This window comes from Streptomyces sp. NBC_00178, from assembly GCF_036206005.1.
Taxonomy (GTDB): domain Bacteria; phylum Actinomycetota; class Actinomycetes; order Streptomycetales; family Streptomycetaceae; genus Streptomyces.
This window is the reverse complement of record NZ_CP108143.1, coordinates 5232089-5254436: the sequence shown is the minus strand read 5'-3', so window position 1 is coordinate 5254436 and position 22348 is coordinate 5232089. Positions and strand designations below refer to the sequence as shown.

General features: G+C 70.8%; 18 protein-coding genes. 5 read left to right on the top strand and 13 right to left on the bottom strand.

Annotated elements, in window-relative coordinates; translation table 11 throughout:
* Positions 1-9: 9 nt before the first annotated feature.
* Positions 10-456 carry an ATP-binding protein gene (locus OHT61_RS23120; protein ID WP_329040847.1) on the bottom strand — a complete coding sequence of 149 codons (447 nt, stop codon included), beginning with the start codon at positions 454-456 and terminating at the stop codon, positions 10-12.
* A 112-nt stretch (positions 457-568) separates the two neighbouring features.
* Between OHT61_RS23120 and OHT61_RS23115 the strand changes: the two genes are divergently transcribed.
* Both OHT61_RS23115 and OHT61_RS23110 read left to right on the top strand, forming a co-directional pair.
* A complete protein-coding gene (locus tag OHT61_RS23115) occupies positions 569-1390 on the top strand; it encodes a helix-turn-helix domain-containing protein (RefSeq protein WP_329040845.1) in 822 nt (273 codons plus the stop codon).
* The gene (locus OHT61_RS23110; protein WP_329040844.1) at positions 1387-1650 is read left to right on the top strand and encodes a DUF397 domain-containing protein; all 264 of its coding nucleotides are present in this window, start codon (positions 1387-1389) and stop codon (positions 1648-1650) included. The genes OHT61_RS23115 and OHT61_RS23110 overlap by 4 nt, the downstream gene beginning before the upstream one ends.
* Before the next feature lie 24 nt (positions 1651-1674).
* Here OHT61_RS23110 and OHT61_RS23105 read toward each other — a convergent pair whose 3' ends face one another.
* Positions 1675-2793: an FAD-dependent oxidoreductase gene (locus OHT61_RS23105; protein ID WP_329040842.1), complete on the bottom strand. Its 1119-nt coding sequence runs from the start codon at positions 2791-2793 to the stop codon at positions 1675-1677.
* Between the two features lie 113 nt (positions 2794-2906).
* Here OHT61_RS23105 and OHT61_RS23100 point away from each other — a divergent pair, with 113 nt between their 5' ends.
* Complete coding sequence (locus OHT61_RS23100; protein WP_329040841.1) at positions 2907-3632, top strand: TetR/AcrR family transcriptional regulator; 726 nt, start codon at positions 2907-2909, stop codon at positions 3630-3632.
* Positions 3633-3677: 45 nt separating this feature from the next.
* Here the strand turns inward: OHT61_RS23100 and ppk2 are convergent, their stop codons facing one another.
* A complete protein-coding gene (gene ppk2 / locus OHT61_RS23095; protein WP_329040839.1) occupies positions 3678-4628 on the bottom strand; it encodes a polyphosphate kinase 2 in 951 nt (316 codons plus the stop codon).
* Positions 4629-4803: 175 nt separating this feature from the next.
* Between ppk2 and OHT61_RS23090 the strand changes: the two genes are divergently transcribed.
* A complete protein-coding gene (locus tag OHT61_RS23090) occupies positions 4804-5400 on the top strand; it encodes an MSMEG_1061 family FMN-dependent PPOX-type flavoprotein (RefSeq protein ID WP_329040838.1) in 597 nt (198 codons plus the stop codon).
* Between the two features lie 54 nt (positions 5401-5454).
* Here the strand turns inward: OHT61_RS23090 and OHT61_RS23085 are convergent, their stop codons facing one another.
* The 9 genes from OHT61_RS23085 to OHT61_RS23045 all read right to left on the bottom strand — a co-directional run bounded on the left by OHT61_RS23085 (position 5455) and on the right by OHT61_RS23045 (position 18436).
* Entirely contained in the window at positions 5455-6843 is a 1389-nt protein-coding gene (locus OHT61_RS23085; protein WP_329040837.1) for a hypothetical protein, read from the bottom strand.
* Positions 6844-6904: 61 nt separating this feature from the next.
* A complete protein-coding gene (locus OHT61_RS23080) occupies positions 6905-9991 on the bottom strand; it encodes a glycoside hydrolase family 3 N-terminal domain-containing protein (RefSeq protein ID WP_329040835.1) in 3087 nt (1028 codons plus the stop codon).
* A 43-nt stretch (positions 9992-10034) separates the two neighbouring features.
* Positions 10035-11447 carry a GH1 family beta-glucosidase gene (locus tag OHT61_RS23075; protein ID WP_329040834.1) on the bottom strand — a complete coding sequence of 471 codons (1413 nt, stop codon included), beginning with the start codon at positions 11445-11447 and terminating at the stop codon, positions 10035-10037.
* Positions 11448-11501: 54 nt separating this feature from the next.
* Positions 11502-12488 (bottom strand): ABC transporter ATP-binding protein, encoded by a 987-nt coding sequence (locus OHT61_RS23070; RefSeq protein ID WP_329040833.1) that lies wholly within the window; start codon positions 12486-12488, stop codon positions 11502-11504.
* The gene (locus OHT61_RS23065) at positions 12485-13591 is read right to left on the bottom strand and encodes an ABC transporter permease (protein WP_443049624.1); all 1107 of its coding nucleotides are present in this window, start codon (positions 13589-13591) and stop codon (positions 12485-12487) included. Before OHT61_RS23065 ends, OHT61_RS23070 begins: the two co-directional genes overlap by 4 nt.
* Before the next feature lie 5 nt (positions 13592-13596).
* Positions 13597-14577 carry an ABC transporter permease gene (locus OHT61_RS23060; protein WP_329040832.1) on the bottom strand — a complete coding sequence of 327 codons (981 nt, stop codon included), beginning with the start codon at positions 14575-14577 and terminating at the stop codon, positions 13597-13599.
* Complete coding sequence (locus OHT61_RS23055) at positions 14574-15629, bottom strand: ABC transporter ATP-binding protein (protein ID WP_329040830.1); 1056 nt, start codon at positions 15627-15629, stop codon at positions 14574-14576. The genes OHT61_RS23060 and OHT61_RS23055 overlap by 4 nt, the downstream gene beginning before the upstream one ends.
* A gap of 18 nt (positions 15630-15647) precedes the next feature.
* Positions 15648-17327: an ABC transporter substrate-binding protein gene (locus tag OHT61_RS23050; RefSeq protein WP_329040829.1), complete on the bottom strand. Its 1680-nt coding sequence runs from the start codon at positions 17325-17327 to the stop codon at positions 15648-15650.
* Positions 17328-17461: 134 nt separating this feature from the next.
* Complete coding sequence (locus tag OHT61_RS23045; RefSeq protein WP_329040828.1) at positions 17462-18436, bottom strand: LacI family DNA-binding transcriptional regulator; 975 nt, start codon at positions 18434-18436, stop codon at positions 17462-17464.
* A 289-nt stretch (positions 18437-18725) separates the two neighbouring features.
* On the opposite strand from OHT61_RS23045, the gene OHT61_RS23040 reads away from it, so the two are divergent.
* Positions 18726-20597 carry a ricin-type beta-trefoil lectin domain protein gene (locus OHT61_RS23040; protein ID WP_329040826.1) on the top strand — a complete coding sequence of 624 codons (1872 nt, stop codon included), beginning with the start codon at positions 18726-18728 and terminating at the stop codon, positions 20595-20597.
* 9 nt (positions 20598-20606) lie between these two features.
* On the opposite strand, the gene cimA is transcribed toward OHT61_RS23040, so the two are convergent.
* Complete coding sequence (gene cimA, locus OHT61_RS23035; protein ID WP_329040825.1) at positions 20607-22214, bottom strand: citramalate synthase; 1608 nt, start codon at positions 22212-22214, stop codon at positions 20607-20609.
* Between the last annotated feature and the right edge of the window lie 134 nt (positions 22215-22348).

Below are 22348 nucleotides of genomic sequence, written 5' to 3'. Positions count from 1 at the left end.
CACCTCCTGTTACGGGAGATGGTGCGCCCGGCGTCCCGATCCGACAAACTTGCTTGCCGATCCGGCAAACTCGCACCAGACCGTCTTGCCCGGACTCCGCTCCCCCACCCCCCAGGCGTCGGCGAGCGCTCCGACGAGCAGCAGGCCACGTCCGTACTCCGCGCAGGGGGCGGGGCCGGGCTCCTCGCGGACCTCGCCGCCCCCGCTGTCGTGGACCTCGATCCGGAGCGCGTCCTTCCAGGTCAGCTGCACGCGGAACCCCCTCCCTGGCGGGACGCCGTGGACCAGCGCGTTGGTGGCGAGTTCGCTCACACAGAGCAGCACGTCGTCGGGATCCACCCCGCACGCCCAGTCGGCCAGGGCTTCACGGACGAACTGGCGCGCGAGGGGGACGGACCTGCGCTCACGGCGGTAGAACGCCTCGCGGAAGGGGACGGGTTGCGTTGATTGATTCACGGGACGACTGTCACAGAACGTCACTACTGTGGGTCACCGCGTCAGGTCGTACACCGCTTCTGTACGGGCGCTGACGGGTCCGGCGGGGTTCACGTACGGGGAGAGGCACTTCATGCACTCGGCGAAGAAGAACAAGCGGGTCACGTCCTGGCACCTCATCGGCGCGCAGCTCGCCGCCTTCCGCCGGGCGGCCGGGCACACGCAGACGTCGCTGGCCGACCGGTTCTGTGTCGGCGAGGACACGATCGCCTCGATCGAGCAGGGGCGACGGGCGCTCCAGGCGGACTTCGCGGCACAGCTGGACGAACTGCTGGACACCAAGGGCGTGTTGCGGGTCGCCGTGTCGAAGGTGCCGCAGAAGGAGCGGTTCCCGGCGTTCGTGCAGGACTTCGTGGAGTACGAGCAGGAGGCGGTGACGCTGCTGTGGTACGAGAACCAGGTCGTTCCGGGGCTTCTCCAGACGGAGGACTACGCGCGCTTCTTGTTCTCCTGCCTCTATCCGCCACTCGAAGAGGAGCAACGCGAGGAGTGGGTCGTCGCCCGGATCGACCGGCAGCGACTCCTCGAACGCAGGCCGCGCCCCATGCTCCACTTCATCCTGGAGGAGAGCGTCCTGCGCAGCGAGATCGGACCCCCCGCCATGCGGCAGAACCAGATCCGACGCCTGCGCGAGAGCATGGAACTGCCCTTCCTGGGACTGCAGATCATGCCCATGAAGCTCCCCAAACACGCCGGTCTGGCCGGACCGGTGGTCCTGCTGGAGACACCGGATCACGATCATCTGGCTTACGTGGAAGCGCAGTTGACCAGCGTGCTCCATGACGATCCGGACACCGTAAGTGTCCTCCACCAGAAATATGGGATGCTGCGTTCGCAGGCGCTTTCCGTCGAGAACAGTGCGCGCCTACTGGACGACCTGCTTGGAGCGTCATGACTCGCGTGGCACACGGCACACATCTCTCGTGGTTCAAGTCCAGCCACAGCAGCGACCAGGGTGGCGCCTGCCTCGAAGTCGCCTACGACTGGCACAAGCCCAGCTACAGCAGCGATCAGGGCGGCACCTGCGTCGAGGTCTCCGCCCATCCCGCCGCCGTGCACATCCGCGACTCCAAGGTTTCCGACGGCCCCGAGCTCACCGTGCCTCCGGCCGCCTGGGCCGCGTTCCTGAGCATCGCCGGCCGCTTCCCGGCGTAACCGGCACCCCCGTACCCCTCCCGCTCACCCGGTGAACATGCCGATCAGGCCGTGGGGTGCGTCGGCGCCGAACATGCGCTCGTGCAGGAGGACGGCCTCGCCGGCCTCCTCGGAGCTGCGACGGAACATGGCCTCCTCGTAGGCCGTGAGCGCGGCCTCGATGTCGTCGGGGCGCGCCGCGATGGCCCGGCCCAGTTCCGCGCCGTCGTACATGGCCAGGTTGGCGCCCTCACCGGACGGGATCATGAGGTGGGCGGCGTCGCCCAGCAGGGTCACCCCCGGCACCCGGTCCCAGCGGTGGTCGTCCGGCAGGGTGTGGAGCGGACGCAGCACCGGCGCGGTCTCCCCGTCGGTGATCAGCGCGGTGAGCTCGGGCGCCCAGCCGTCGAACTCCTCGGCGATGCGCGCCGTGGCGGCGGCGGAGTCGGTGAAGTCGATGCCCGCGAACCAGTCCTGGGGTTTGGAGAGCGCGACGTAGGTGTGGAGGGTGCCGCCACTCTCGCGGTGCGCCTGGATCCCCTTCCCCCGCGCGAGCGCGAAGAGTGAGCCGCTGCCCACTGCCTTCGCGGAGGCGGGGTGCCGGGTGTCGCCGTCGTACAGGTAGGTCTCGACGTACGAGGTGCCGACGTACGCGGGCCGGGCGTCGGACAGCAGCGGCCTGACCTTCGACCACGCACCGTCCGCGCCGACGAGCAGGCCGGTGGTCACGGCCGGCTCGCCGGCGAAGGACACCTCGTGGCGGCCGTCGCCGAGGGACCGGACGCCGGTGACCTTGCGGCCCCAGCGGACGGTGCCGTCCGGAAGGGAGTCGAGCAGGACGCGGCGCAGGTCGCCGCGCAGCACCTCCGGGCGTCCGCCCGCACCGTCGTCGGGCGCGTCGAACAGGACGGCGCCGTCCGGGCTGAGTACCCGAAGGGCCTCACCACCCTCGTGGACGATCGCGCGGAAGGCGTCGGCGAGACCGGCCGCTTCGAGCGCCGCCTGCCCGTTGTTCTCGTGGATGTCGAGCTGACCGCCCTGCGTGCGGGCCCGGGCCGAGGGCTCGGCCTCGTAGACCGTCGCGGGGACGCCATGGACGTGCAGGACCCGGGCGAGGGTGAGCCCGCCGAGTCCGGCTCCGATGATCGTGACGGGGGTGTGCATCGACGCTCCTTCGCAACGGGGCGGTCCCGGCTCGGGCCGAGCCGGGACCGCCCGCTCTGGAATGTTGTTCCATCCATGCTGGAACGGCGCTCCAGATATGTCAAAATGGCGTCATGGCAACGAGCACCCGCCGGTCGTCACGGCGCACGGAGGCCCTCTCCCGGGAGCGGATCGTCGACGCCGCCGTCGAGCTGCTCGACACGGTCGGCGAGGGCGGGCTCACCTTCCGAGCCCTGACGGAACGGCTCGCCACCGGACCAGGGGCGATCTACTGGCACGTGGCGAACAAGGAGGAGCTGCTGGGAGCCGCGACGGAGGGGGTCCTCGCCGCCGCCCTGGCCCTCGCCCCCTCCGAGACGGCCGCCGACTCCCCCGACTCCCGCGCGTCCGCGGAGTCGCCGCAGGACGGGATCCGTGCCGTCGGGCTCGGCCTGTTCGACGCGGTCGGGAAGCATCCGTGGCTCGCCGCCCAGCTCGCCACCCAGCTCGCCCGGAGCCCCTGGGGGCGGGTGACGCCGCGGATCTTCGAGAGCATCGGCCGGCACGTCCGCGCGCTGGGCGTGCCCGAGGCCGGCTGGTTCACGGCGACCTCGGTGCTGGTGCACTACATTCTCGGCGCCGCCGGCCAGAACGCCGCGAACATCGCGAGCGGCCGCGCGCTCGGACCCGGCGTGGACCGGCCCGAGTTCCTCGACAGCGTGGCGAGGGCGTGGGAGGAACTCGACCCCGAGGACTACCCGTTCACCCGGGCCGCCGCGAGCGGACTGCGTGACCACGACGACCACGAGCAGTTCCTCGCCGGCATCGACCTCGTCCTCGCCGGCCTCACCGCCGGGTAGACGAACCTCCGGGCCGTTCCACGACGCCGTGCCCGCCGGGCCCTCCTAGGGGTGCTGCCCCGGGCCGTCGGCGTGGGGCGCGAGCCGTGTGGGCGAGAGAGCGGTGTCCTCCTCGCCCGGTTCCAGGAGGGTGGCGGCGGCGCCCACGACGAGGGGGTCCGGCTTGCCGACGACGTCGGAGTCCTTCGCCGCGTAGTCGACACGGGCCAGGAGGCTGCGCATGGCTTCGAGGCGGGCCCGGCGCTTGTCGTTGCTCTTGACGACGGTCCACGGTGCGTGCACGGTGTCGGTCGCCCGGAACATGTCGATCTTCGCCGTCGTGTAGTCGTCCCACCGGTCGAGCGAGTCGATGTCCGTGGGTGACAGCTTCCACTGGCGCACGGGGTCGACCTGCCGGATGGCGAAGCGGGTGCGCTGTTCCGCGCGGGAGACGGAGAACCAGAACTTCACGACGATGACCCCGTCGTCGACGAGCATCTTCTCGAACGCCGGGCACTGCTCCAGGAAGAGTTCGTACTCGGGCTGGGTGCAGAAGCCCATGACGCGTTCGACTCCGGCCCGGTTGTACCAGGAGCGGTCGAAGAACACGAGCTCGCCGGGGCCCGGCAGGTGCGCCACGTAGCGCTGGAAGTACCACTGCCCCCGCTCGCGGTCCGTGGGCTTGTCCAGGGCCACGATGCGTGCGCCACGCGGGTTGAGGCGCTCGGTGAACCGCTGGATGGTGCCGCCCTTGCCGGCCGCGTCACGCCCCTCGCACACCACGACGACCCGGGCGCCGGTGTCCTTGGTCCACCGCTGGAGCTTCAGCAGCTCGATCTGCAGGATGCGCTTGGTGCGCTCGTACTCCTTGCGCCGGATCCTGCGGTCGTAGGGGTAGTTCTCGCGCCAGGTCCTTATCGGCCTGCCCGCGTCGTCGAGCAGGACGGGCTGTTCCGGCCTGCTCGTGTCGACGGTCAGGCCGTCCAGCAGCTGCTTCTCCACCCGGTCACGGTCCACCGGTCAAGCCTGTCACCCGATCGCGCCGTGCGCCACCAGGTGATGCCGGGGCGGCGCACGGGCCGCGGCGGGCACACCCCCGGGACCGGACGCACCGGTGAGCACAAGTAAGGTGAGCCTAACAATGCCAGGTCAGCGCCCCGCTGCCGCGCCCTCACGAGGTACGGAGAATCCCTTGTCGAACGCCGCGACCGAGACCATCCCGGCCGCCCCCGCCGGCACCACGGACCCACTGGCCGGAGCCGTACCCCTGGAGTCCGCCGAGCAGTTGCGCGAGATCATGGGCGAACCGTGGCCCATCGTGATCGAGAAGGTCCATGACGCGCTGACCGAGGCCGATGTCGACCTGCTGGCCCGCTCGCCGTTCTGCGCCGTGTCCACCTCGGACGCCGACGGGAACTGCGACACCTCCCCGCGCGGCGGTGAGGCCGGTTTCACCCGGGTCCTGGACGCGCGGACGATCGTCATGCCCGACCTGCCGGGCAACCGGCGCGGGGACAGCTTCCACAACATCCTGGCCAACCCGCACGTGGGCCTGCTGTACCTGATACCGGGCGCCATGACGGTGCTGCGGATCAACGGCCGGGCCCGGATCCTCACGGACGCCCCGGTCTTCGACGAGATGAAGGTCAAGGGCCGGCGCCCCGACCTCGCCCTGGTCGTGGACATCGACGAGATATACCTGCACTGCCCGGCATCGCTCAAGCGTTCGGGCGTGTGGTCGCCCGAGACGTGGGAGGAGCGGCCCGCCCGGAAAGCCGCCTCTCGGTGAGCTGCCCCCCGGGGACAGAGCGGGGCGGCCCCGGGGAGCGCGGGCGGGCCGCCTTCAGAACCCGCCGCCGCCGTCGAAGCCGCCGCCTCCGCCGAAACCTCCGCCGTCACCGAAGCCGCCGCCGTCTCCGAACCCGCCGAAGCCGGAGGAGTCGAAGTCGGACCCGGACACGTCTCCGCCGCTCCAGTCACCGCCGCCGAAGTCGCCTCCGCCGTATTCGGCCGCGTAGGCCGGGGTGGAGAGGGCGGAGCCCAGCACGGTCCCGATCAGGAGGCCGGGCAGCAGGCCGCCGCCGAAGTAGCCGCCGGCCCAGGGGCCGTAGGCCGGGCCGGCCTCCCAGTACGGACGGCGGCGGCCGTCGCCGACGTCGACCGTGCGGCTCATCGGGTCGTCGCCCTCCCGCAGCCGCGTCCGGTCCGCGCCGCAGACCGGCACCTCGCGCGCCGCACCGCCGGCGGGCGTCCACATGACGTCGGCGACCGAGGGGCCGTGGCGCGGGTCGAAGAAGCAGGGCGGCCGGCGGGCCGGCAGTTCACGGTGTGTGCGCCGGGCGTCCAGGACGGCGAGGGAGAACCGCCCGTCCTCCAGGGCCTTGGTGACTCCGCGCACGTCGGAGGGGTGGCGGGCGTTGCCCATGCGGGACTTGGCGTCCTCGTAGGAGTCCAGCGCGCGTTCGTAGTCGGCGCGCATCGCGTCGTCGGCGCCGGGCTCCCCCGGCTTGAAGTCCAGCCGGTCGAGCGTCTCGCCGTACGCGGTGATGTCCTCGTCCACGACGACCCGGAGCCTTTCGAGAGCGACCCGCTCCTCTTCCTCCTTGCGCTTGCGGTTCCGGCGGACGACCGTGAACGCGATGGCCCCGCCTGCCACGACGACACCGCCGAGGACGATCAGGCCGGCCGCCGGAGCTCCGCTCGCCGCGCCGTCCCCGGCACCGCCGCCGGACCAGGAGGCGGGGGCGCTGCCCCGGGCCTGGTCGATCGCGCTGTCGACGAAGGCGTTCAACTGGGTCGCGGCGTCGGTGTCCGTCCCGGGGGCCTTCACGGCCGTGGTGAGGTTCTGCACCGCCCGGGTCGGCATCACCTGGGGGTCGGCGCCCGCGCTGAACCCGTCGCCGAGGCGGACGGCGTAGACACCGGTGATCCCGGTGTCGCTGCGCAGGTTCCGCAGGAGGTTGTCGGGCGGGAACTGGGACGTCGCGGGCAGCACGGCCACGAAGACCGGCTTGTCGGCGTCCTTGATCTTCTTCTCCAGGGCGGCCTCCTGCGAGGCCGACAGCTGGCTCGCCGCCGCCGGGTCCACGTAGACGGGGCCCTGGCGCAGCGCGCGGGCCGCGTCGTCGATGGTGGAGGTGGCGGCCTGGGCGGCCGGGGACAGGGCCAGCACGGCCGCTGAGAGCAACAGCAGCAGGACGGCCCACAAGGGGGCGAACAGCCTCTTCCGCATACTCCGAAAGTAACCCGAACGGGCGACGAATGCGTCGCCCGCCCGGGTCGCCCTCGTGCGGTTACGCGGCGCGGTACGCCGTGCGGAGCTTCGCCACGGCGCCGGTCAGGTCACCGGTGAGCAGCAGGTGGTCGGCCTCGGCGAACGGCTTGGACACCGCCGCTGCCGGCCTTCCGCCGGCCCTCTGCTGGACCAGCAGCCTCGCCCGGTCCACGATCGCCTTGCCCGCCGGGGTCTTCCCGAGGCCCGCGTGCTCGGCGATCTGCGCGGCGACGGCGAGCGCGGTGAGCGTCGCCTCGCCGCCGGACGGCACCTTCCGCAGGGTGGTCAGTCCCCAGCCGTAGGGGAACTGCGGGTCGTACGTCGCGTCGCCGACGTTCACCGGCAGCTGCGACTCGGACTTCGGCCAGGTCACGGGCAGCTGCCCGGTGAAGGCGCGCTTGCCGTAGAGGACGTCGGCGACGCCGTCGCCCTCGGTCCCGGGCAGCCAGGACGCGACCAGGGCGTCGATGTCCCCGAGCCGGTCCCCGATGAGCTGGGGGCGGCCGGAGACGACGAGGACGGCGCACTTCATCGCGGCGCAGACCGTGTCGACGGCCTTCTTGTCGGCGTCGGTGAGTTCCAGGTCGTGTCCGTTGCCGACGTCGCCGATGCCCTCGGCGTAGGGCTTCTCGCCGACGACGACGACTCCGGCGTCGTAGCCCTCGGTCGGGGCGGAGGCGTCCTTGGAGAAGGTGGCCGAGGAGGTGTTCTTCTCGATGCCCTTGAGGATCGTGGTGCCCGTGGTGGTCGCGCCGGAGGCGCCCTGCCAGCTGACGGTCCAGCCGCCGGCCTGGTTGCCGAGGTCGTCGGCGTTGGAGCCGGCGACGTACACCTTCTGCGAGGCCTTGAGCGGGAGCACCGCGCCGTCGTTCTTCAGGAGCACCTGGGACTTCGCCGCCGCCTCCCGGGCGACCGCGCGGTGTGCGGCGGAGCCGACGTCGTCCAGGTTCGACGTGTCCGCGTACGGCTTCTCGAAGAGGCCGAGGCGGAACTTCTGGGTGAGGATCCGGGAGACCGCGTCGTCGATCCGGGTCTGGCCGATCCGTCCGGCGGCGACCTCGTCCTGGAGCGTCCTGGTGAAGTCCTGGTACGCGGTCGGGACCATGATCATGTCGAGACCGGCGTTGACGGAGGTGCGGACGTCGCTCGCGTAGTCACCGGGTATCTGGTCGATGGCCTGCCAGTCGCTGATGACGAAGCCCTCGAAGCCCATCCGGTCCTTGAGCACACCGTTGATCATCTCGGCGTTGGCGTGCATCTTGCCCGGGCCGGCGTCGTCGCCGATGACGTCCAGCGAGGAGTAGGACGGCATGACCGTTCCGACGCCGCGCTTCACCGACTCGGCGAAGGGCGCGAGGTGCACGGCCTCCAGTTCCTGGCGGGTGACCTTGGTGATCCCCTGGTCGATGGTGTACGAGCCGGTGGTGGACGAGCCGAACTCCGTACCGCCGTCGCCGACGAAGTGCTTGGCGCTGGCCAGGACCTTGTCGTTGCGGGCGAGGTCCTTGCCCGACGGGCTGCCCTGCATGCCGGTGATGACCGTCTCCATGGCCTCGACCAGGGCGGGGTCCTCGCCGTACGCCTCGTAGGAACGGCCCCAGCGCTCGTCACGGGTGACGCAGACGCAGGGGGCGAAGTCCCACGGGATGCCGGTGGCGCGTACCTCGTTCGCGGTGACGGCGCCCGTCCTCCCGGCCAGCTCCGGGTCGCGGCCCGCGCCGATGCCGATGTTGTGCGGCATGATCGTCGACCCGACCACGTTGTTGTGGCCATGCACGGCGTCCACGCCGTAGATCAGCGGGATCTGGAAGCGGGTCGCCTGCGCCCGCAACTGGTAGGCGTCGACCATCTTCGCCCAGGCCGCCGCCGTGTTCGGGGTCGGCACGGAGCCTCCGCCGGAGAGCAGCGAGCCGAGGTCGTACGTGGCGATGTCGCCCTGCGCCTTCAGCGCGTTGCGCTCGGCCTGGGTCATCTGCCCGGCCTTCTCGGCCGGGGACATGCGGGACAGCAGGTCCGCCACGCGCTTCTTCACGGGGAGCTTCGCGTCCTGGTAGGGCAGCCCGTGGGCGTCGATGACGACCTGCGGGTTCTCCTTCGGCGCCTTGGCGCCGGTGACGGTGAGCTCCAGCGGGATCGTCTCCGCCGGCTCGGCTCCCCGGTCCTTGGTGGTGACCACGGTGACGGTGTGCGCGGTGCCGGAGGCGGTGCCGGCGGGGAAGGTGTGCGTGCCGGTGGCCGGCGTGTAGTCCTTGCCGGGTTCCGCGCTGCCGCCCCTGGTGGCCCAGGCGACGGTGACGGGCTCCTCGGTGGGCAGGGAGCCGGTGGTGGCGACGGAGATCCTGACGTCCGCCCGGCCGCCCTCCTTGACGGGGTGGACGGCGGAGTCGACGGCGACGCTCGACTTCAGGGCCGGGTCGGCCTTCCCGTAGAGCTCGACCGCGTCCATGGCGAAGGAACCGGGGGCGCCGGTCGGGAGGGTGACGGCGTAACCCCACATCTCGTTCAGGCCGAGGACCTGGTCGATGCCGCCGACGGGCTGGTAGTCGGTCCGGTAGACGAAGTCCGCGAAGGGGATCTCGACCTGGTGCCAGCCCTCCCAGTCGTCGGTGAAGGACGTGGTCCACAGCTCGGAGGCGCCGCCGTTGGCCCCGCCGTCCTTGATCTCGAAGTTGATCCGCTTGCCCGAACCGGGCGGCAGGGGCGCGGTGTTCTGCCCGTACCACCAGAAGCGGATGCCCTTGTGCGCGGTCCAGTCCTTCGGGGGCTGGTCGACGGCGAACTCGTGGCTGAGTCCGCCCCAGGCGCTGATGTCGTAGGTGCCCTGGAGGACCTTGTCGCCCTCGGGGGCGTCGGCGCGCTCCTCGAACGTCAGGGCGGGGTGGTCGTCGGCGTCGCCGCCCCAGGTGAACAGGGAGTCGGCGGGCGGGTTGCCGAGGGGGACCTCGCCCTCGAAGCGGTCGACGAGGACCGGTGCGGGCTCGTCGGCGTCGGCCGCCGCGCTGGGGACGGCCCCGGCGAGCAGGGAGGCGAGCACGGTGGCGGCGGCGAGCGCGGCCGTGACCGGTCTCGCGCGGTGGCGTGGGCGGTGGTGCGGCGTGCTGGGCATGTGGGGCTCTTCTCTGGTCCGGTGACGGGTCGGTGCGGTGACGTCAGTCGGTGCGGGCGTTCCGGGTGAGCCGGATCGTGTCGCGGTACCACTTGGCGCTGTCCTTGAGCGTCCGCCGCTGGGTGTCGTAGTCGACGCGGACGATGCCGAACCGCTTGTCGTAGCCGTAGGCCCACTCGAAGTTGTCCATCAGCGACCAGGCGAAGTAGCCCCGGACGTCGGCCCCCCGCGTACGGGCCTCGGACACCGCCGCGATGTGGTCGGCGAGATAGGCGGTGCGGTCGGTGTCGGGTACGGAGCCGTCGGCGGCGACGGTGTCGTCGAAGGCGGCCCCGTTCTCGGTGATGACGGTCGGCAGCGCGTAGTCGCGCTGGAGCCGCAGCAGCAGGTCGGTGAGCTCGGTGGGGGTGATCTCCCAGTCCATGGCGGTGCGGGGCAGGTCGCGTTCGACGCCGCGTACGACGGGGAGTCCTTCGGCGTCGGTCGGCGACCCGTCCTCGGTCACTCCGGAGAACAGGGCACCGCGGTAGAAGTTGACGCCGAGGACGTCGAGGGGCGTCGCGATGGCCTCCAGGTCGCCGTCCCTGACGGGCAGTTCGATGCCCTGCGCCGCGAGGTCGTCCACGACGTCCCCGGGATAGCGGCCGTGGACGACCGGGTCGAGGTAGAGGCGGGTGCCCATGCCGTCGGCCCGGCGGCAGGCCTCCCGGTCGGCCTCGCTGCCGGTCTCCGGGGTGGCGGTGCCGAGGTTGAGCGTGATGCCGAGCTCCAGCGGGCGGCTCCCCGCCGCCTCGCGCATCCGCCGGGCGGCGAGGCCGTGGCCCAGGAGCAGGTGGTGCACGGCCGCCATGGCGTCGCCCATGTCGCTGCGGCCGGGGGCGTGCACCCCGTAGGCGTATCCGAGCATCGCCGAGCACCAGGGCTCGTTGAGGGTGGTCCAGTGCTCGACGCGGTCCCCCAGTGCCTCGTGGGCGAGCATGGCGTAATCGGCGAAGCGCAGGGCGGTGTCGCGGGCCGGCCAGCCGCCCGCGTCCTCCAGTTCCTGCGGCAGGTCCCAGTGGTAGAGCGTGACCCAGGGCGTGATGCCCCGGCTCCTGAGCTCGTCGGCCAGCCGCTTGTAGAAGTCGAGGCCCTTGGCGTTGGCGGGGCCACGGCCGCCCGGCTGGATGCGCGGCCAGGCGAGCGAGAAGCGGTAGGTGTCGACGCCGAGCCCGGCGATCAGCTCCACGTCCTCGGGCATCCGGTGGTAGTGGTCGCACGCCACGTCTCCGTGCTCCGCGTGGTGCACCGCACCCGGGACCCGGCAGAAGGTGTCCCAGATCGACGGGGTCCGGCCGTCCTCCGAGGCGGCGCCCTCGATCTGGTACGCGGAGGTGGCGACGCCCCAGCGGAAGCCGGCGGGGAGTCCCTGGACGGCGACGGGCTGCAGGCTGCTGCGGGGCGTGGCGAGGTTCATGGGTCTCCGTAACTCCGGTGTGCCGTGGGGGCGGTGGACGAGGGGCGGATCGGGTCAGTGGTGCAGCCAGCAGGCGACCTCGCGGTCCTGGGCGGCGGCCGGCGGGGCCAGGACCGGCACCCGCTCGGCACACGGCTCGAAGGCCTTGCCGCAGCGGGGGTGGAAGGCGCAGCCGGCGGGCATCGCGGACAGGTGCGGGGGCGAGCCGGGGATGCCCGTGAGTTCGCGGCGGGGGCCGTGCAGCGCGGGGAAGGAGTGCAGCAGGCCGGCGCTGTAGGGGTGGCGGGGGTCGCGGTAGATCTCGGCGGCGTCCGCCTGCTCCACGATGCGGCCGCCGTACATGATGGCGATGCGGTCGGAGAACTCGATCAGCAGCGAGATGTCGTGGGTGATGAACACGACGGAGAAGGAGAGTTCCTCCCGCAGCTGGACGAGCCGGCGCAGGATCTGACGCTGCATCACCACATCGAGTGCGGTGGTCGGTTCGTCCATGATGACGATCTCGGGTTCGAGCGCGAGCGCCATCGCGATCATCACACGCTGGCGCATGCCGCCGGAGAGCTGGTGCGGGTAGGCGGCGAGCCGGTCGGTGGAGATGCCGACGAGGTGCAGCAGCTCCTCCGCCCGCGCGGTCCGCTCGGCGGCCCGCATGCCGGGGCGGTGCGCGGTGAGCACGTCGGTGAGCTGGCTGTGGACGGTGTGCACCGGGTTCAGCGAGTTCATCGCACCCTGGAACACGATCGACAGCTCCTGCCAGCGGAAGGCGCGCAGCTCGTCCGGGCTCAGGGCGAGGATGTCGACGGCGTCACCGCCCGGCCGGTGGTAGTGGACGTCGCCCCCGGTGATCACCCCGGGAGGGGAGAGCAGCCGGGTGACGGCGTACGCCAGGGTGGACTTGCCCGAGCCCGACTCGCCCGCCAGGCCGAGGACCTCCCCGCGGTGCAGGGTGAGGTCGATGTCCCGCAGCGCGTGGACGCCGGCCGCGCCGGTGCCGTAGTCGACGTTCAGGCCGCTGATGGTGAGGATCGGCTCGGCGGTCATGCGCTGTGCTCCTTGCTGGCTGTGCCCGGCGAATCGGGGGCGTCGGGCGCCGCGGCGCCGGGCGGTGCCGGCGCGGGCGGCCGGGTCGCGCCGTCGCGGACCACCGGGGTGAACGCGGGCGGCTCGGACGCACCGGGCGACAGGGGCCCGGCGGTGCGGACCACGGGGGTGAAGCCGACCCGCATCCGGACCTTCCGGGAGGAGCCGGTCGCGGTGCGCAGGCGCGGGTTGACGAACTCGTCGATGCCGAAGTTGATGAGGGAGAGCGCGGTGCCCAGCAGGGCGATGCACAGGCCGGCCGGGACGAACCACCACCACGCACCCTGGGCCAGGGCCTGGTTGGACTGCGCCCAGAAGAGCACCGTCCCCCAGTTCCAGTGGGAGATGTCGGCCACGCCGATGAAGGCGAGGGTGATCTCCGAGAGGACCGCGAAGATGACGGTGCCGACGAAGCCGGACGCGATGACGGCGGTGAGGTTCGGCATGACCTCGAACAGGATGATCCGCCAGGTTGACTCACCGGTGGCGCGGGCCGCCTCCACGTAGTCGCGGCGCCGGAGCGACAGGGTCTGGGCGCGCAGCACGCGCGCCCCCCAGGCCCATGAGGTGAGGGCGATGACGGCGGCTATCAGCAGGTCCCCGGTGTCCTCGACGAAACTCGCGATGATGATGATCAGCGGCAGGCCCGGGATGACGAGGAAGACGTTGGAGAGCATCGAGAGGATCTCGTCGGCGGCTCCGCCGAGGAACCCCGCGCTGACCCCGATGAGCACGGACAGCACGGTCGCCAGGATGCCGGCGAGGAATCCGACGAGCAGCACCCCGCGGGTGCCGACCAGGATCTGGGAGAGGACGTCCTGCCCGGTCTGGGTGGTCCCGAACCAGTGCTCGGAGGACGGCGGTCGCAGCAGCTGGTCGCTCATCGCGTCCGGGTCGTACGGGGCGAGCCAGGGGCCCGCCACGGCGAGGACCACGAAGAACGCGAGGATCAGAAGGCCGGTGCGGGTCTTCCCCCCGCGCAGGAAGCGGAACCTGACCCGGCCCGCGGCGGCGGGGGCGGGCGGGTCGTCCAGTACGGCGACGTCGGTGGCGGTGACGGACACGGTCGTCATGCCTCCTTACGAGTGCGGGGGTCGAGGAGGGCGTAGGCCATGTCGGCCAGCAGGTTCGCGGCGAGCACGGAGAGCGTGATGATCAGGAAGACGCCCTGCATGAGCGGGTAGTCCTTGGCTCCGACGGCCTGGAAGAGCTGGTAGCCGATGCCCGGGTAGGAGAAGACCATCTCGACCAGCAGGGTGCCGCCGACGATGAAGCCCAGCGAGAGGGCGAAGCCCGAGATGTTGGGCAGGACCGCGTTGCGCGCGGCGTAGGAGAACATCACGCGCCGCTCGGAGAGCCCCTTGGCCTGCGCGACCATGACGTAGTCCTCCGAGGAGACCGTCACCATCATGTTGCGCATGCCGAGGATCCACCCGGCGACGGCGCTCAGGACGATCGTCACGCCGGGGAGCACCCCGTGGTACAGCGCGCTGGAGACGAACGGCCAGTCGAAGGCCGGGACCAGGGAGTTGTCGTACCCGCCGGCGGCCGGGAAGATCTGCCACTTCACCGCGAACACCGCGATGGCGATGAGACCGAGCCAGAAGTACGGGATGGCCGAGATGAAGGTGGTCACGGGCAGCAGCCCGTCCAGCCAGGAGCCGCGCCGCCAGCCGCTGTAGACGCCGATGCCGGTGCCGAGCAGGAAGCTGATCAGGGTGGTGATGCCGACCAGGGCGAGCGTCCAGGGCAGCGACTGGGAGATCACCTCGCCGACCGGGGTCGGGAAGAAGGTGAAGGAGAGGCCGAGGTCGCCGTCGAGGAGGTGCGACCAGTAGTCGGTGTACTGCGACCAGAGGGACTGGTTCTCGTCGAGTCCGAACAGCGCCTTCAGCGAGGCGATGGCGGTGGTGTCGAGCTGCCCCTGGTAGCGGCTCATCAGGGCGTCGACGGGGTCGCCCGGCATCATGCGCGGGATCAGGAAGTTGATGGTGATCGCGGCCCACGCGGTGACCGCGTAGAAGGCGAACCGCTGGAGGATGTACTTCACTTCGCTGCTCCCTCGGCGGTGGTGCCGTCGTACAGCCAGCAGGCGGCCCACTGGCCGTCCGCCAGGTCGAAGCGCGGCGGCAGCTCGGTGCGGCAGCGCTCCATGGCCTTCGGGCAGCGGGGGTGGAAGCGGCAGCCGGCCGGAGGGGCGATCAGGGAGGGCGGCTCGCCGCTCCCGGTCTCCTCCTGCGCCTCGGCGTCCGCCACCCGGTCGGGGTCCGGCGCGGAGGCGATGAGCAGCTGGGTGTAGGGGTGCGCGGGATGCTGGGTGACGGTCTCGCTGCCACCGCCCTCGACGATCCGGCCGGCGTACATCACGAGGGTCGTGTCCGCGAAGTAGCGGGCGGACGCGATGTCGTGGGTGATGTAGAGGATCGCCAGGTGCAGGCGCTCCTTGAGGTCGCGGAGCAGGTTGAGGACCCCGAGCCGGATCGACACGTCCAGCATCGACACCGGCTCGTCCGCGAGCAGGACCTGGGGGTCGGCGCCGAGCGCGCGCGCGATCGCGACGCGCTGGCGCTGACCTCCCGACAGCTCGTGCGGGAACTTGTCCAGGTACTGATGAGGAGGAGTCAGCTGGACGCGTTCCAGCAGAGCCGCCAGGCCGTTCTCCAGTTCCGCCTCCCCCTCCCCCGCCCGGCCGTGGATCCTCAGGGCGCGGGTCAGGTGGTAGCGCACGGTGTGCACCGGGTTGAGCGAGGCGAAGGGGTCCTGGAAGATCAGCTGGACCTGCTTGACGTATCTGCGGAAGGACCGGCCACGTCCGGCCTTCACCGCCGTGCCGCCCAGCTCGATCTCGCCCGCGGTGAGCGGGTACAGCTGGGCGAGCAGCCGCGCGACGGTGGATTTGCCCGAGCCGGACTCCCCCACCAGAGCCGTGACGGTGCCGCGCCGGAGCTTCAGCGAGACGTCGTCGACGGCGTGGACGGTACGGCGGCTGCGGGTGAGGAGGTCCCTGCCGGTGCGCCGTACGGGGAAGTGCTTGGTGACTCCGCGTGCTTCGAGCACCACGTCGGCCGTGGCGCGCACGTCTTCGGACTGTTCGGTGGTCATGGCCGGTTCTTCCCGTGCTTACTTGGCGGGCTTCAGGTTCAGCACGACTTCCAGCGCGTCCTGCTGGGTGTGCTGCGGGGCTGCGTAGGGGTTCTCCTCGGTCGGCCAGCCCGTCCAGTTCTTCGTGGAGTACTCGGCACCGATGGGGGCCGCGGCCGTCGGGATGACCGGGGCCTGCTCGACCATGATCTTCTGGAGGGAGTTCATGGCCTTGGTGCGCGTGGCGTCGTCCGTGGCGTTGGCGTACTCCTTCAGCGCCGCGGTGCCCTCGGGGCTCTTGAAGCGGCCGAAGTTGCCGAGCTGGGAGGCCTTGCCGACGGGCTGGAGGATCGCCCCGTCCATGATGTTCTGGTACATGTCGTACGGGGTGGCGCCGCTGTTGGTCCAGTGCAGGGTGGCGTCGAAGTTGCCGACGGCGACGTCGTTCGTCCAGGCCTCGGCGGTCTGGGTCTTGACCTTGGCCTCGATGCCCAGCTGCTTGATGCTGTCCTTGATGATCGAGAGCCCGGTGATGTAGTCGTTCCAGCCGGCCGGGTCGGTGAGGGTCAGCTTCACGGGCTTGCCGCTCGGGTCCTTCAGCACGCCGCCGCTGAGCTTGAAGCCGGCGTCCATGAGCAGCGCCTTGGCGCCGTCCACGTCGGGCTTGGTGGTGGCGCTCTTGTACTCCGGGGCGAGGAACGGGTCACCGGCGGGCAGGGGGATGCCGGTCGGGTTGGTGATCTCCGGGTAGAGGGTCGCCTGCGCCTGCACGTGGATCGCGTTGCGGTCGACGACCATGGCCATCGCCTTGCGCAGTGCCGGGTTGTCGAACGGCTTGCGGGCGGTGTTGAACCACAGGCCGTGGATGCCGAGCCCCGAGGGGAACCAGAGCTTGTGGTTCTTCTGGTCCTTGGCGACGTAGAGCTGCTTGTAGTTCGGCATGAAGACGAACGACCACTCGAGCTTGCCGTTGGCCAGGGCCGTGGTCGCGGCGCTGTTGTCGTTGTACGTGCTGTAGCGCAGCTCCCTGACCTTGGTCGTGCCCTTCCAGTAGGCGGGCGTGGCGGTCAGGGTGGTGGTCTGCGGGGTGAAGGTCTTCAGCTTGTACGGGCCGGAGCCGACCGGGGTGCGGTTGGGCCAGGTCTCCGGATTCTCGACCTTCTCCCAGATGTGCTTGGGCACGACATAGGTCGATATGATCTTGTTCTGGTTGACGAACTGCGAGTCCTTGAAGGTCAGGACGACCTTCTCGCCCTCGACCGCGACACCGTCGTAGGGGATGCCGTTGCCGTTGAGCGCCGGGTGCTTCTTGAGCAGTTCGAAGGTGAAGGCGACGTCGGCCGCGGTGAGCGGCTTGCCGTCGGCCCACTTCGCGCGCTTGTCGAGCGTGAAGGTGAGCTTGGTGAAGTTCGACTCCCAGTCCCACGCGGTCGCGAGCCAGGGGTCCGCCTTGTCGGTGGGGCGGATCATGTTGGTCATCGCCAGCGGCTCGTAGATCATGTACCGGTAGCCGAGCGTGGCACTCGCGGAGGTGGCGAGGAACGGGTTGCTGTTGTTCGTCTGCGGCCCGTCGGGCTTCCCGATGTTCAGCACGCCGGAGGCGCCGGCGCCGCCCCCCTTGTCGGCGCCCGAGTTGGCGGACGAGCAGCCCGCGGCGAGCGCGACCACGGCAGTGGCGACTGAGAGCGCTCTCAGAGTGTGACGACGGCGTACGGACATGGCGACTCCAGAGGGACTGCGGGACCGGGGGCCCTGCGAGGTGGTCAGCGCGCGACGCGCCGGATGCGGGTGGTGCGGGTGCCGGTGCGGCGGGGTCGGGGATGCGGGCGGGTGACCGGCGGGGCCGGGAACCTCTACGGCGCCGAGTGGCGCACGACCAGTTCGGTGGGCAGCACGACCGGTCCGTCCGGTACGGCGGTGCCGCCGAGGTGGGAGAGCAGCAGAAGGGCCGCCGCCTCGCCCATCCGCCGCGTGGGCTGATGCACGGTGGTCAGCGGCGGTTCGGTGTGTTCGGCCATCGGGATGTCGTCGAACCCGACCACGGCGACGTCCTCCGGCACGCGGCGGCCGGCGGCGCGCAGAGCCCGCAGGACACCCGCCGCACTGATGTCGTTCAGGGCGAAGACGGAGTCGAAGTCCGCACCGGAAGCGAGGAGTTCCTCCACCGCGAGACGCCCGCGCCGCTCGGTGAAGTCACCGTCGACGACCAGTTCGGTGGGCAGGACGGAACGGAAGCCCGCGAGCCGGTCGTTCACGCAGCCGAAGTGCCTGGGGCCGGTGACCACCAGGGGTCTGGTGCGGCCGGCGGCCCGCAGATGACGGGCGGCGGACGCGCCCCCCTCGTGATTGGTGGTCACGACGGAGGGGAATTCGGGGTGGTGGCCCCGGTCGTCGATCAGGACGATCGGCAGGCCGGAGCGGTGGAGTTCGGTGAGCTGGTCGAGCGTGTTCTCCGGTTCGACGACGACGAGCCCGTCGAAGGCACGCGCCGACACCTGGGTGGTGAAGCGCTTGACGGACTCCGCCCCCCGGGTGCACGTGAAGAGCAGCAGCCCGTAGTCGGCGGCCTCGACCGTGTCGACGATCCCCTGGAGCACCTCACCCATCCACGGCCAGGTGAACGAGGGAACCAGCAGCCCGACCGTACGGCTGCGGCCGCGCGCCAGCCCCACGGCGCCCGAGCTGGGCACGTAACCGAGGTCCGCGATCACTTCACGAACACGGGCGGCCGTCGAACCGTCCACCTCGCCCTTGAAGTTGATGACCCGTGACACGGTCGTCTTGCTGACGCCGGCCTCGCGGGCGACATCGGCGATGGTGACGCGCAACGGAGCCTCCAGGGACAAGGCAGGACAAGGGGCGGCCGGGGTTCGGTACCGGTTCCGCAACCGGTACCGGAACCGGTACCGGCGTTGCGGCTGGAGTTAACCCCGCCGGAACAGAGGCGTCAATACTTCACACCGACATTGGTCCGTACCGATGATCCAGGCAGGTCCGGCGAAGCATTTGTTCACTAGTTGAACGAACGAACCTCTTGACGCGGACACGCAAGAGCAGTTCACTCACGGCTCGTTCGACGGCATTTCCCCCACGCCCCTGCCGAGAAAGGCAGCAGCCATGATTCGGACAAGCAGAGCGGCGAGAGTCCTCGTCGCGACGGCGCTCGCGACCGCGGGCCTCGCCGGGCTCTCCTCCGGCACCGCCCAGGCCGCCGGTGAGACCGTGAACATCGTGCTGACCACGACCGACGACTCCGGCGGCCGTCACGTCACGCGCGGACTCCAGACCCAGACCCCGGTGGCGTTCGGCACCGGAAACGGCGGCCAGGGCACGAACATCACCGTCGACGAGAACACCCGCTATCAGACATTCACCGGCGGCGGCGCCTCGTTCACGGACACCGCGGCCTGGCTGATGAAGGGCAGCGGGGCGCTGAGCCAGGCGACCCGCGACGCGACGATGAAGAAGCTCTTCTCACCGACGGAGGGCATCGGGCTGTCCTTCGTACGCAATCCGATGGGCGGGTCGGACCTCGCGCGGTTCGGTTACACCTACGACGACATGCCGGCCGGGCAGACCGACCCCGGTCTCACCAGGTTCTCGATCGCACACGACCTGCAGGACGTCCTGCCGCTCACGAAGCAGGCCGAGCAGCTGAACCCGGCCCTGACGACGGTCGCCTCGCCCTGGACCGCGCCCGCCTGGATGAAGGACAACGGGCAGCTCAACGGCGGCTGGCTGAAGGCCGAGAACTACGGCGTCTACGCGGACTACTTCGTGAAGTACCTCCAGGCGTGGAAGGACCAGGGCGTCCCGGTCGACTACGTCACCGCGCAGAACGAGCCGACCTGCTGCTCCGGCTACCCGTCGATGAGCTGGAACGGCTCGGGGCTCGCCTACTTCACCAAGAACGAGCTGCTGCCGAAGCTCCAGTCTGCGGGGCTGGCCACCAAGGTGCTGGCGCACGACTGGAACTGGGACAGCTACGACGCGTACGCCGCCCCCACCGTCGACGACGCGGCCGTGCGCAGCCACCCGAACTTCGGCGGAATCGCCTGGCACGGCTACGGCGGCGACATCGCGAAGCAGACGGCCGTCCACGACCGGTACCCGCAGCTGGACGCCTTCCAGACCGAGCACTCCGGCGGCACCTGGATCGCCGACCAGCAGCGCGAGGACATGCTCAACATCATCGACTACACCCGCAACTGGGCGAAGTCGGTCACCAAGTGGTCCCTCGCCGTCGACCAGAACCGCGGCCCGCACAACGGCGGCTGCGGCACCTGCGACGGGCTGGTCACCGTGCACAACGGGGACGGCAGGCACGGCCAGGTGGACTACACGATCGAGTACTACACGATGGGGCACCTGACGAAGTACGTACGGCCCGGCGCCGCCAGGATCGCGTCGACGGGCAGTTCCGCGGTGCCCAACGTCGCGTGGCGCAACCCGGACGGCTCCAAGGCCCTGATCGCGTACAACGGTTCCTCCTCGGCCCAGCAGGTCACCGTCAACTGGGGCGGGCAGAGGTTCACCTACGCGCTGCCCGGCCGCACGTCGGCGACGTTCACCTGGTCGGGCACACAGTCGGGCACCCCGGGCGGCGGGGGCGGTGCGCTCACGGGCATCGGAGGCAAGTGCCTCGACGCCACCGGCAACACCGGTTCGGACGGCACCCCGGTCCAGATCTGGGACTGCACCGGCGCGGCCAACCAGAAGTGGACGGTCTCCGGCGACGGCTCGGTGAAGGTGCTCGGCGCCTGCCTGGACGTCACCTCGGGTGCGACGGCCGACGGGGCGAAGGTCCAGCTGTACACGTGCAACGGCTCGGGCGCGCAGCGCTGGACGTACGACGCCTCGTCCGGGGACGTGGTCAACACGGCCTCGGGCAAGTGCCTGGACGTGGTGGACCGGTCCTCCGCGAACGGCGCCCGCGTCCAGATCTGGACCTGCACCGGAGCCGCCAACCAGAAGTGGCGGCTCCAGTAGGGGGACCCGTCAGTCGGTGGGCTCGATGCCGGCGCGCAGCAGGCCGTAGGTGTACGCGTCCTCCAGGGCCTGCCACGACGCGGCGATGACGTTCTCGGCCACGCCGACCGTCGCCCAGTCACCGGTTCCGTCACCCGTGGTGATCAGCACACGGGTGGTGGACTCGGTGCCTGTGCGGCCCTCCAGGATGCGGACCTTGTAGTCGACGAGCTCCAGCTTGGCCAGCTGCGGGTAGATCCGCTCCAGGCCGACGCGCAGGGCCCGGTCCAGGGCGTTGACCGGGCCGTTTCCCTCGGCGGTGGCGACGATCCTCTCGCCCTTGGCCCAGAGCTTCACGGTCGCCTCGTTGGCGTGGGTGCCGTCGGGCCGGTCCTCGACGATCGCGCGCCAGGACTCGATACGGAAGTAGCGGCGCGAGCGGCCGTCGACCTCGGCGCGCAGGAGGAGTTCGAAGGAGGCGTCGGCCGCCTCGTAGGTGTAGCCCTTCAGTTCGCGTTCCTTGACCCGCGCGACGACGCGGCCGACGAGCTCGCGGTCGTCGCCCAGGTCGATGCCGAGTTCCTTGCCCTTCAGCTCGATGGAGGCGCGGCCGGCCATGTCGGACACCAGCATGCGCATGGTGTTGCCGACGCGCTCGGGGTCGATGTGCTGGTAGAGGTCCGGGTCGACCTTGATCGCGGAGGCGTGGAGCCCGGCCTTGTGGGCGAAGGCGGAGACACCGACGTACGGCTGGTGGGTGGAGGGCGTCAGGTTGACGACCTCGGCGATGGCGTGGGAGACCCGCGTCATGTCGGCGAGCGCGCCCTCGGGCAGGACGGTCTTGCCGTACTTGAGCTCCAGCGCGGCGACGACGGGGAAGAGGTTCGCGTTGCCGACCCGCTCGCCGTACCCGTTCGCGGTGCACTGCACGTGGGTGGCGCCGGCGTCCACGGCGGCCAGGGTGTTGGCGACGGCGCAGCCGGTGTCGTCCTGGGCGTGGATGCCGATCCGGGCGCCCGTGTCGGCGAGGACGGTGGAGACGACGGCCTGGACCTGGGCGGGGAGCATGCCGCCGTTGGTGTCGCAGAGGATGACCACGTCGGCGCCCGCCTCCGAGGCGGTGCGCACGACCGCCTTGGCGTACTCGGGGTTCGCGCGGTAGCCGTCGAAGAAGTGCTCGCAGTCGACGAAGACGCGTCGGCCCTGCGCGCGGAGGTGGGCGACGGTGTCGCGGACCATCTCCAGGTTCTCGTCGAGCGTGGTGCGCAGGGCCAGTTCCACATGGCGGTCGTGGGACTTGGCGACGAGCGTGATCACCGGGGCGCCCGATTCCAGGAGTGCCTGGACCTGCGGGTCCTCGGCCGCCGTGCCGCCCGCCCTGCGGGTCGCGCCGAACGCGACGAGTTCGGCGTGGCGGAACTCGATCTCCTGCCGGGCGCGGGCGAAGAACTCCGTGTCCCGCGGGTTGGCGCCGGGCCAGCCGCCCTCGATGAAGCCCACACCGAAGTCGTCCAGGTGCCGTGCGATCGTCAGCTTGTCGGCGACCGTCAGGTTGATGCCTTCACGCTGCGCACCGTCGCGCAGCGTGGTGTCGAAGACGTGGAACGTGTCATCGGGGGCCGTTGCCTTGGTGGTCATGCTGGTCTGACTCCTGTCGGGTGGGCGGATCCGGACGAATCGGCTCCACTTGCCCCCATCATCTCGCGTGCCTCGCTCCGGCCGTGGTGTGGGCCGGAAAACGAAAAAACCCCTCGCGGGTGCGAGAGGTCTGC

Excerpts from the sequence above, each read along its gene's own strand:
- OHT61_RS23115 (WP_329040845.1), top strand. The coding sequence starts at position 569 with ATGCACTCGGCGAAGAAGAACAAGCGGGTCACGTCCTGGCACCTCATC.
- OHT61_RS23110 (WP_329040844.1), top strand. The coding sequence starts at position 1,387 with ATGACTCGCGTGGCACACGGCACACATCTCTCGTGGTTCAAGTCCAGC.
- OHT61_RS23105 (WP_329040842.1), bottom strand. The coding sequence starts at position 2,793 with ATGCACACCCCCGTCACGATCATCGGAGCCGGACTCGGCGGGCTCACC.
- OHT61_RS23100 (WP_329040841.1), top strand. The coding sequence starts at position 2,907 with ATGGCAACGAGCACCCGCCGGTCGTCACGGCGCACGGAGGCCCTCTCC.
- OHT61_RS23085 (WP_329040837.1), bottom strand. The coding sequence starts at position 6,843 with ATGCGGAAGAGGCTGTTCGCCCCCTTGTGGGCCGTCCTGCTGCTGTTG.
- OHT61_RS23080 (WP_329040835.1), bottom strand. The coding sequence starts at position 9,991 with ATGCCCAGCACGCCGCACCACCGCCCACGCCACCGCGCGAGACCGGTC.
- OHT61_RS23075 (WP_329040834.1), bottom strand. The coding sequence starts at position 11,447 with ATGAACCTCGCCACGCCCCGCAGCAGCCTGCAGCCCGTCGCCGTCCAG.
- OHT61_RS23070 (WP_329040833.1), bottom strand. The coding sequence starts at position 12,488 with ATGACCGCCGAGCCGATCCTCACCATCAGCGGCCTGAACGTCGACTAC.
- OHT61_RS23055 (WP_329040830.1), bottom strand. The coding sequence starts at position 15,629 with ATGACCACCGAACAGTCCGAAGACGTGCGCGCCACGGCCGACGTGGTG.
- OHT61_RS23050 (WP_329040829.1), bottom strand. The coding sequence starts at position 17,327 with ATGTCCGTACGCCGTCGTCACACTCTGAGAGCGCTCTCAGTCGCCACT.
- OHT61_RS23040 (WP_329040826.1), top strand. The coding sequence starts at position 18,726 with ATGATTCGGACAAGCAGAGCGGCGAGAGTCCTCGTCGCGACGGCGCTC.
- cimA (WP_329040825.1), bottom strand. The coding sequence starts at position 22,214 with ATGACCACCAAGGCAACGGCCCCCGATGACACGTTCCACGTCTTCGAC.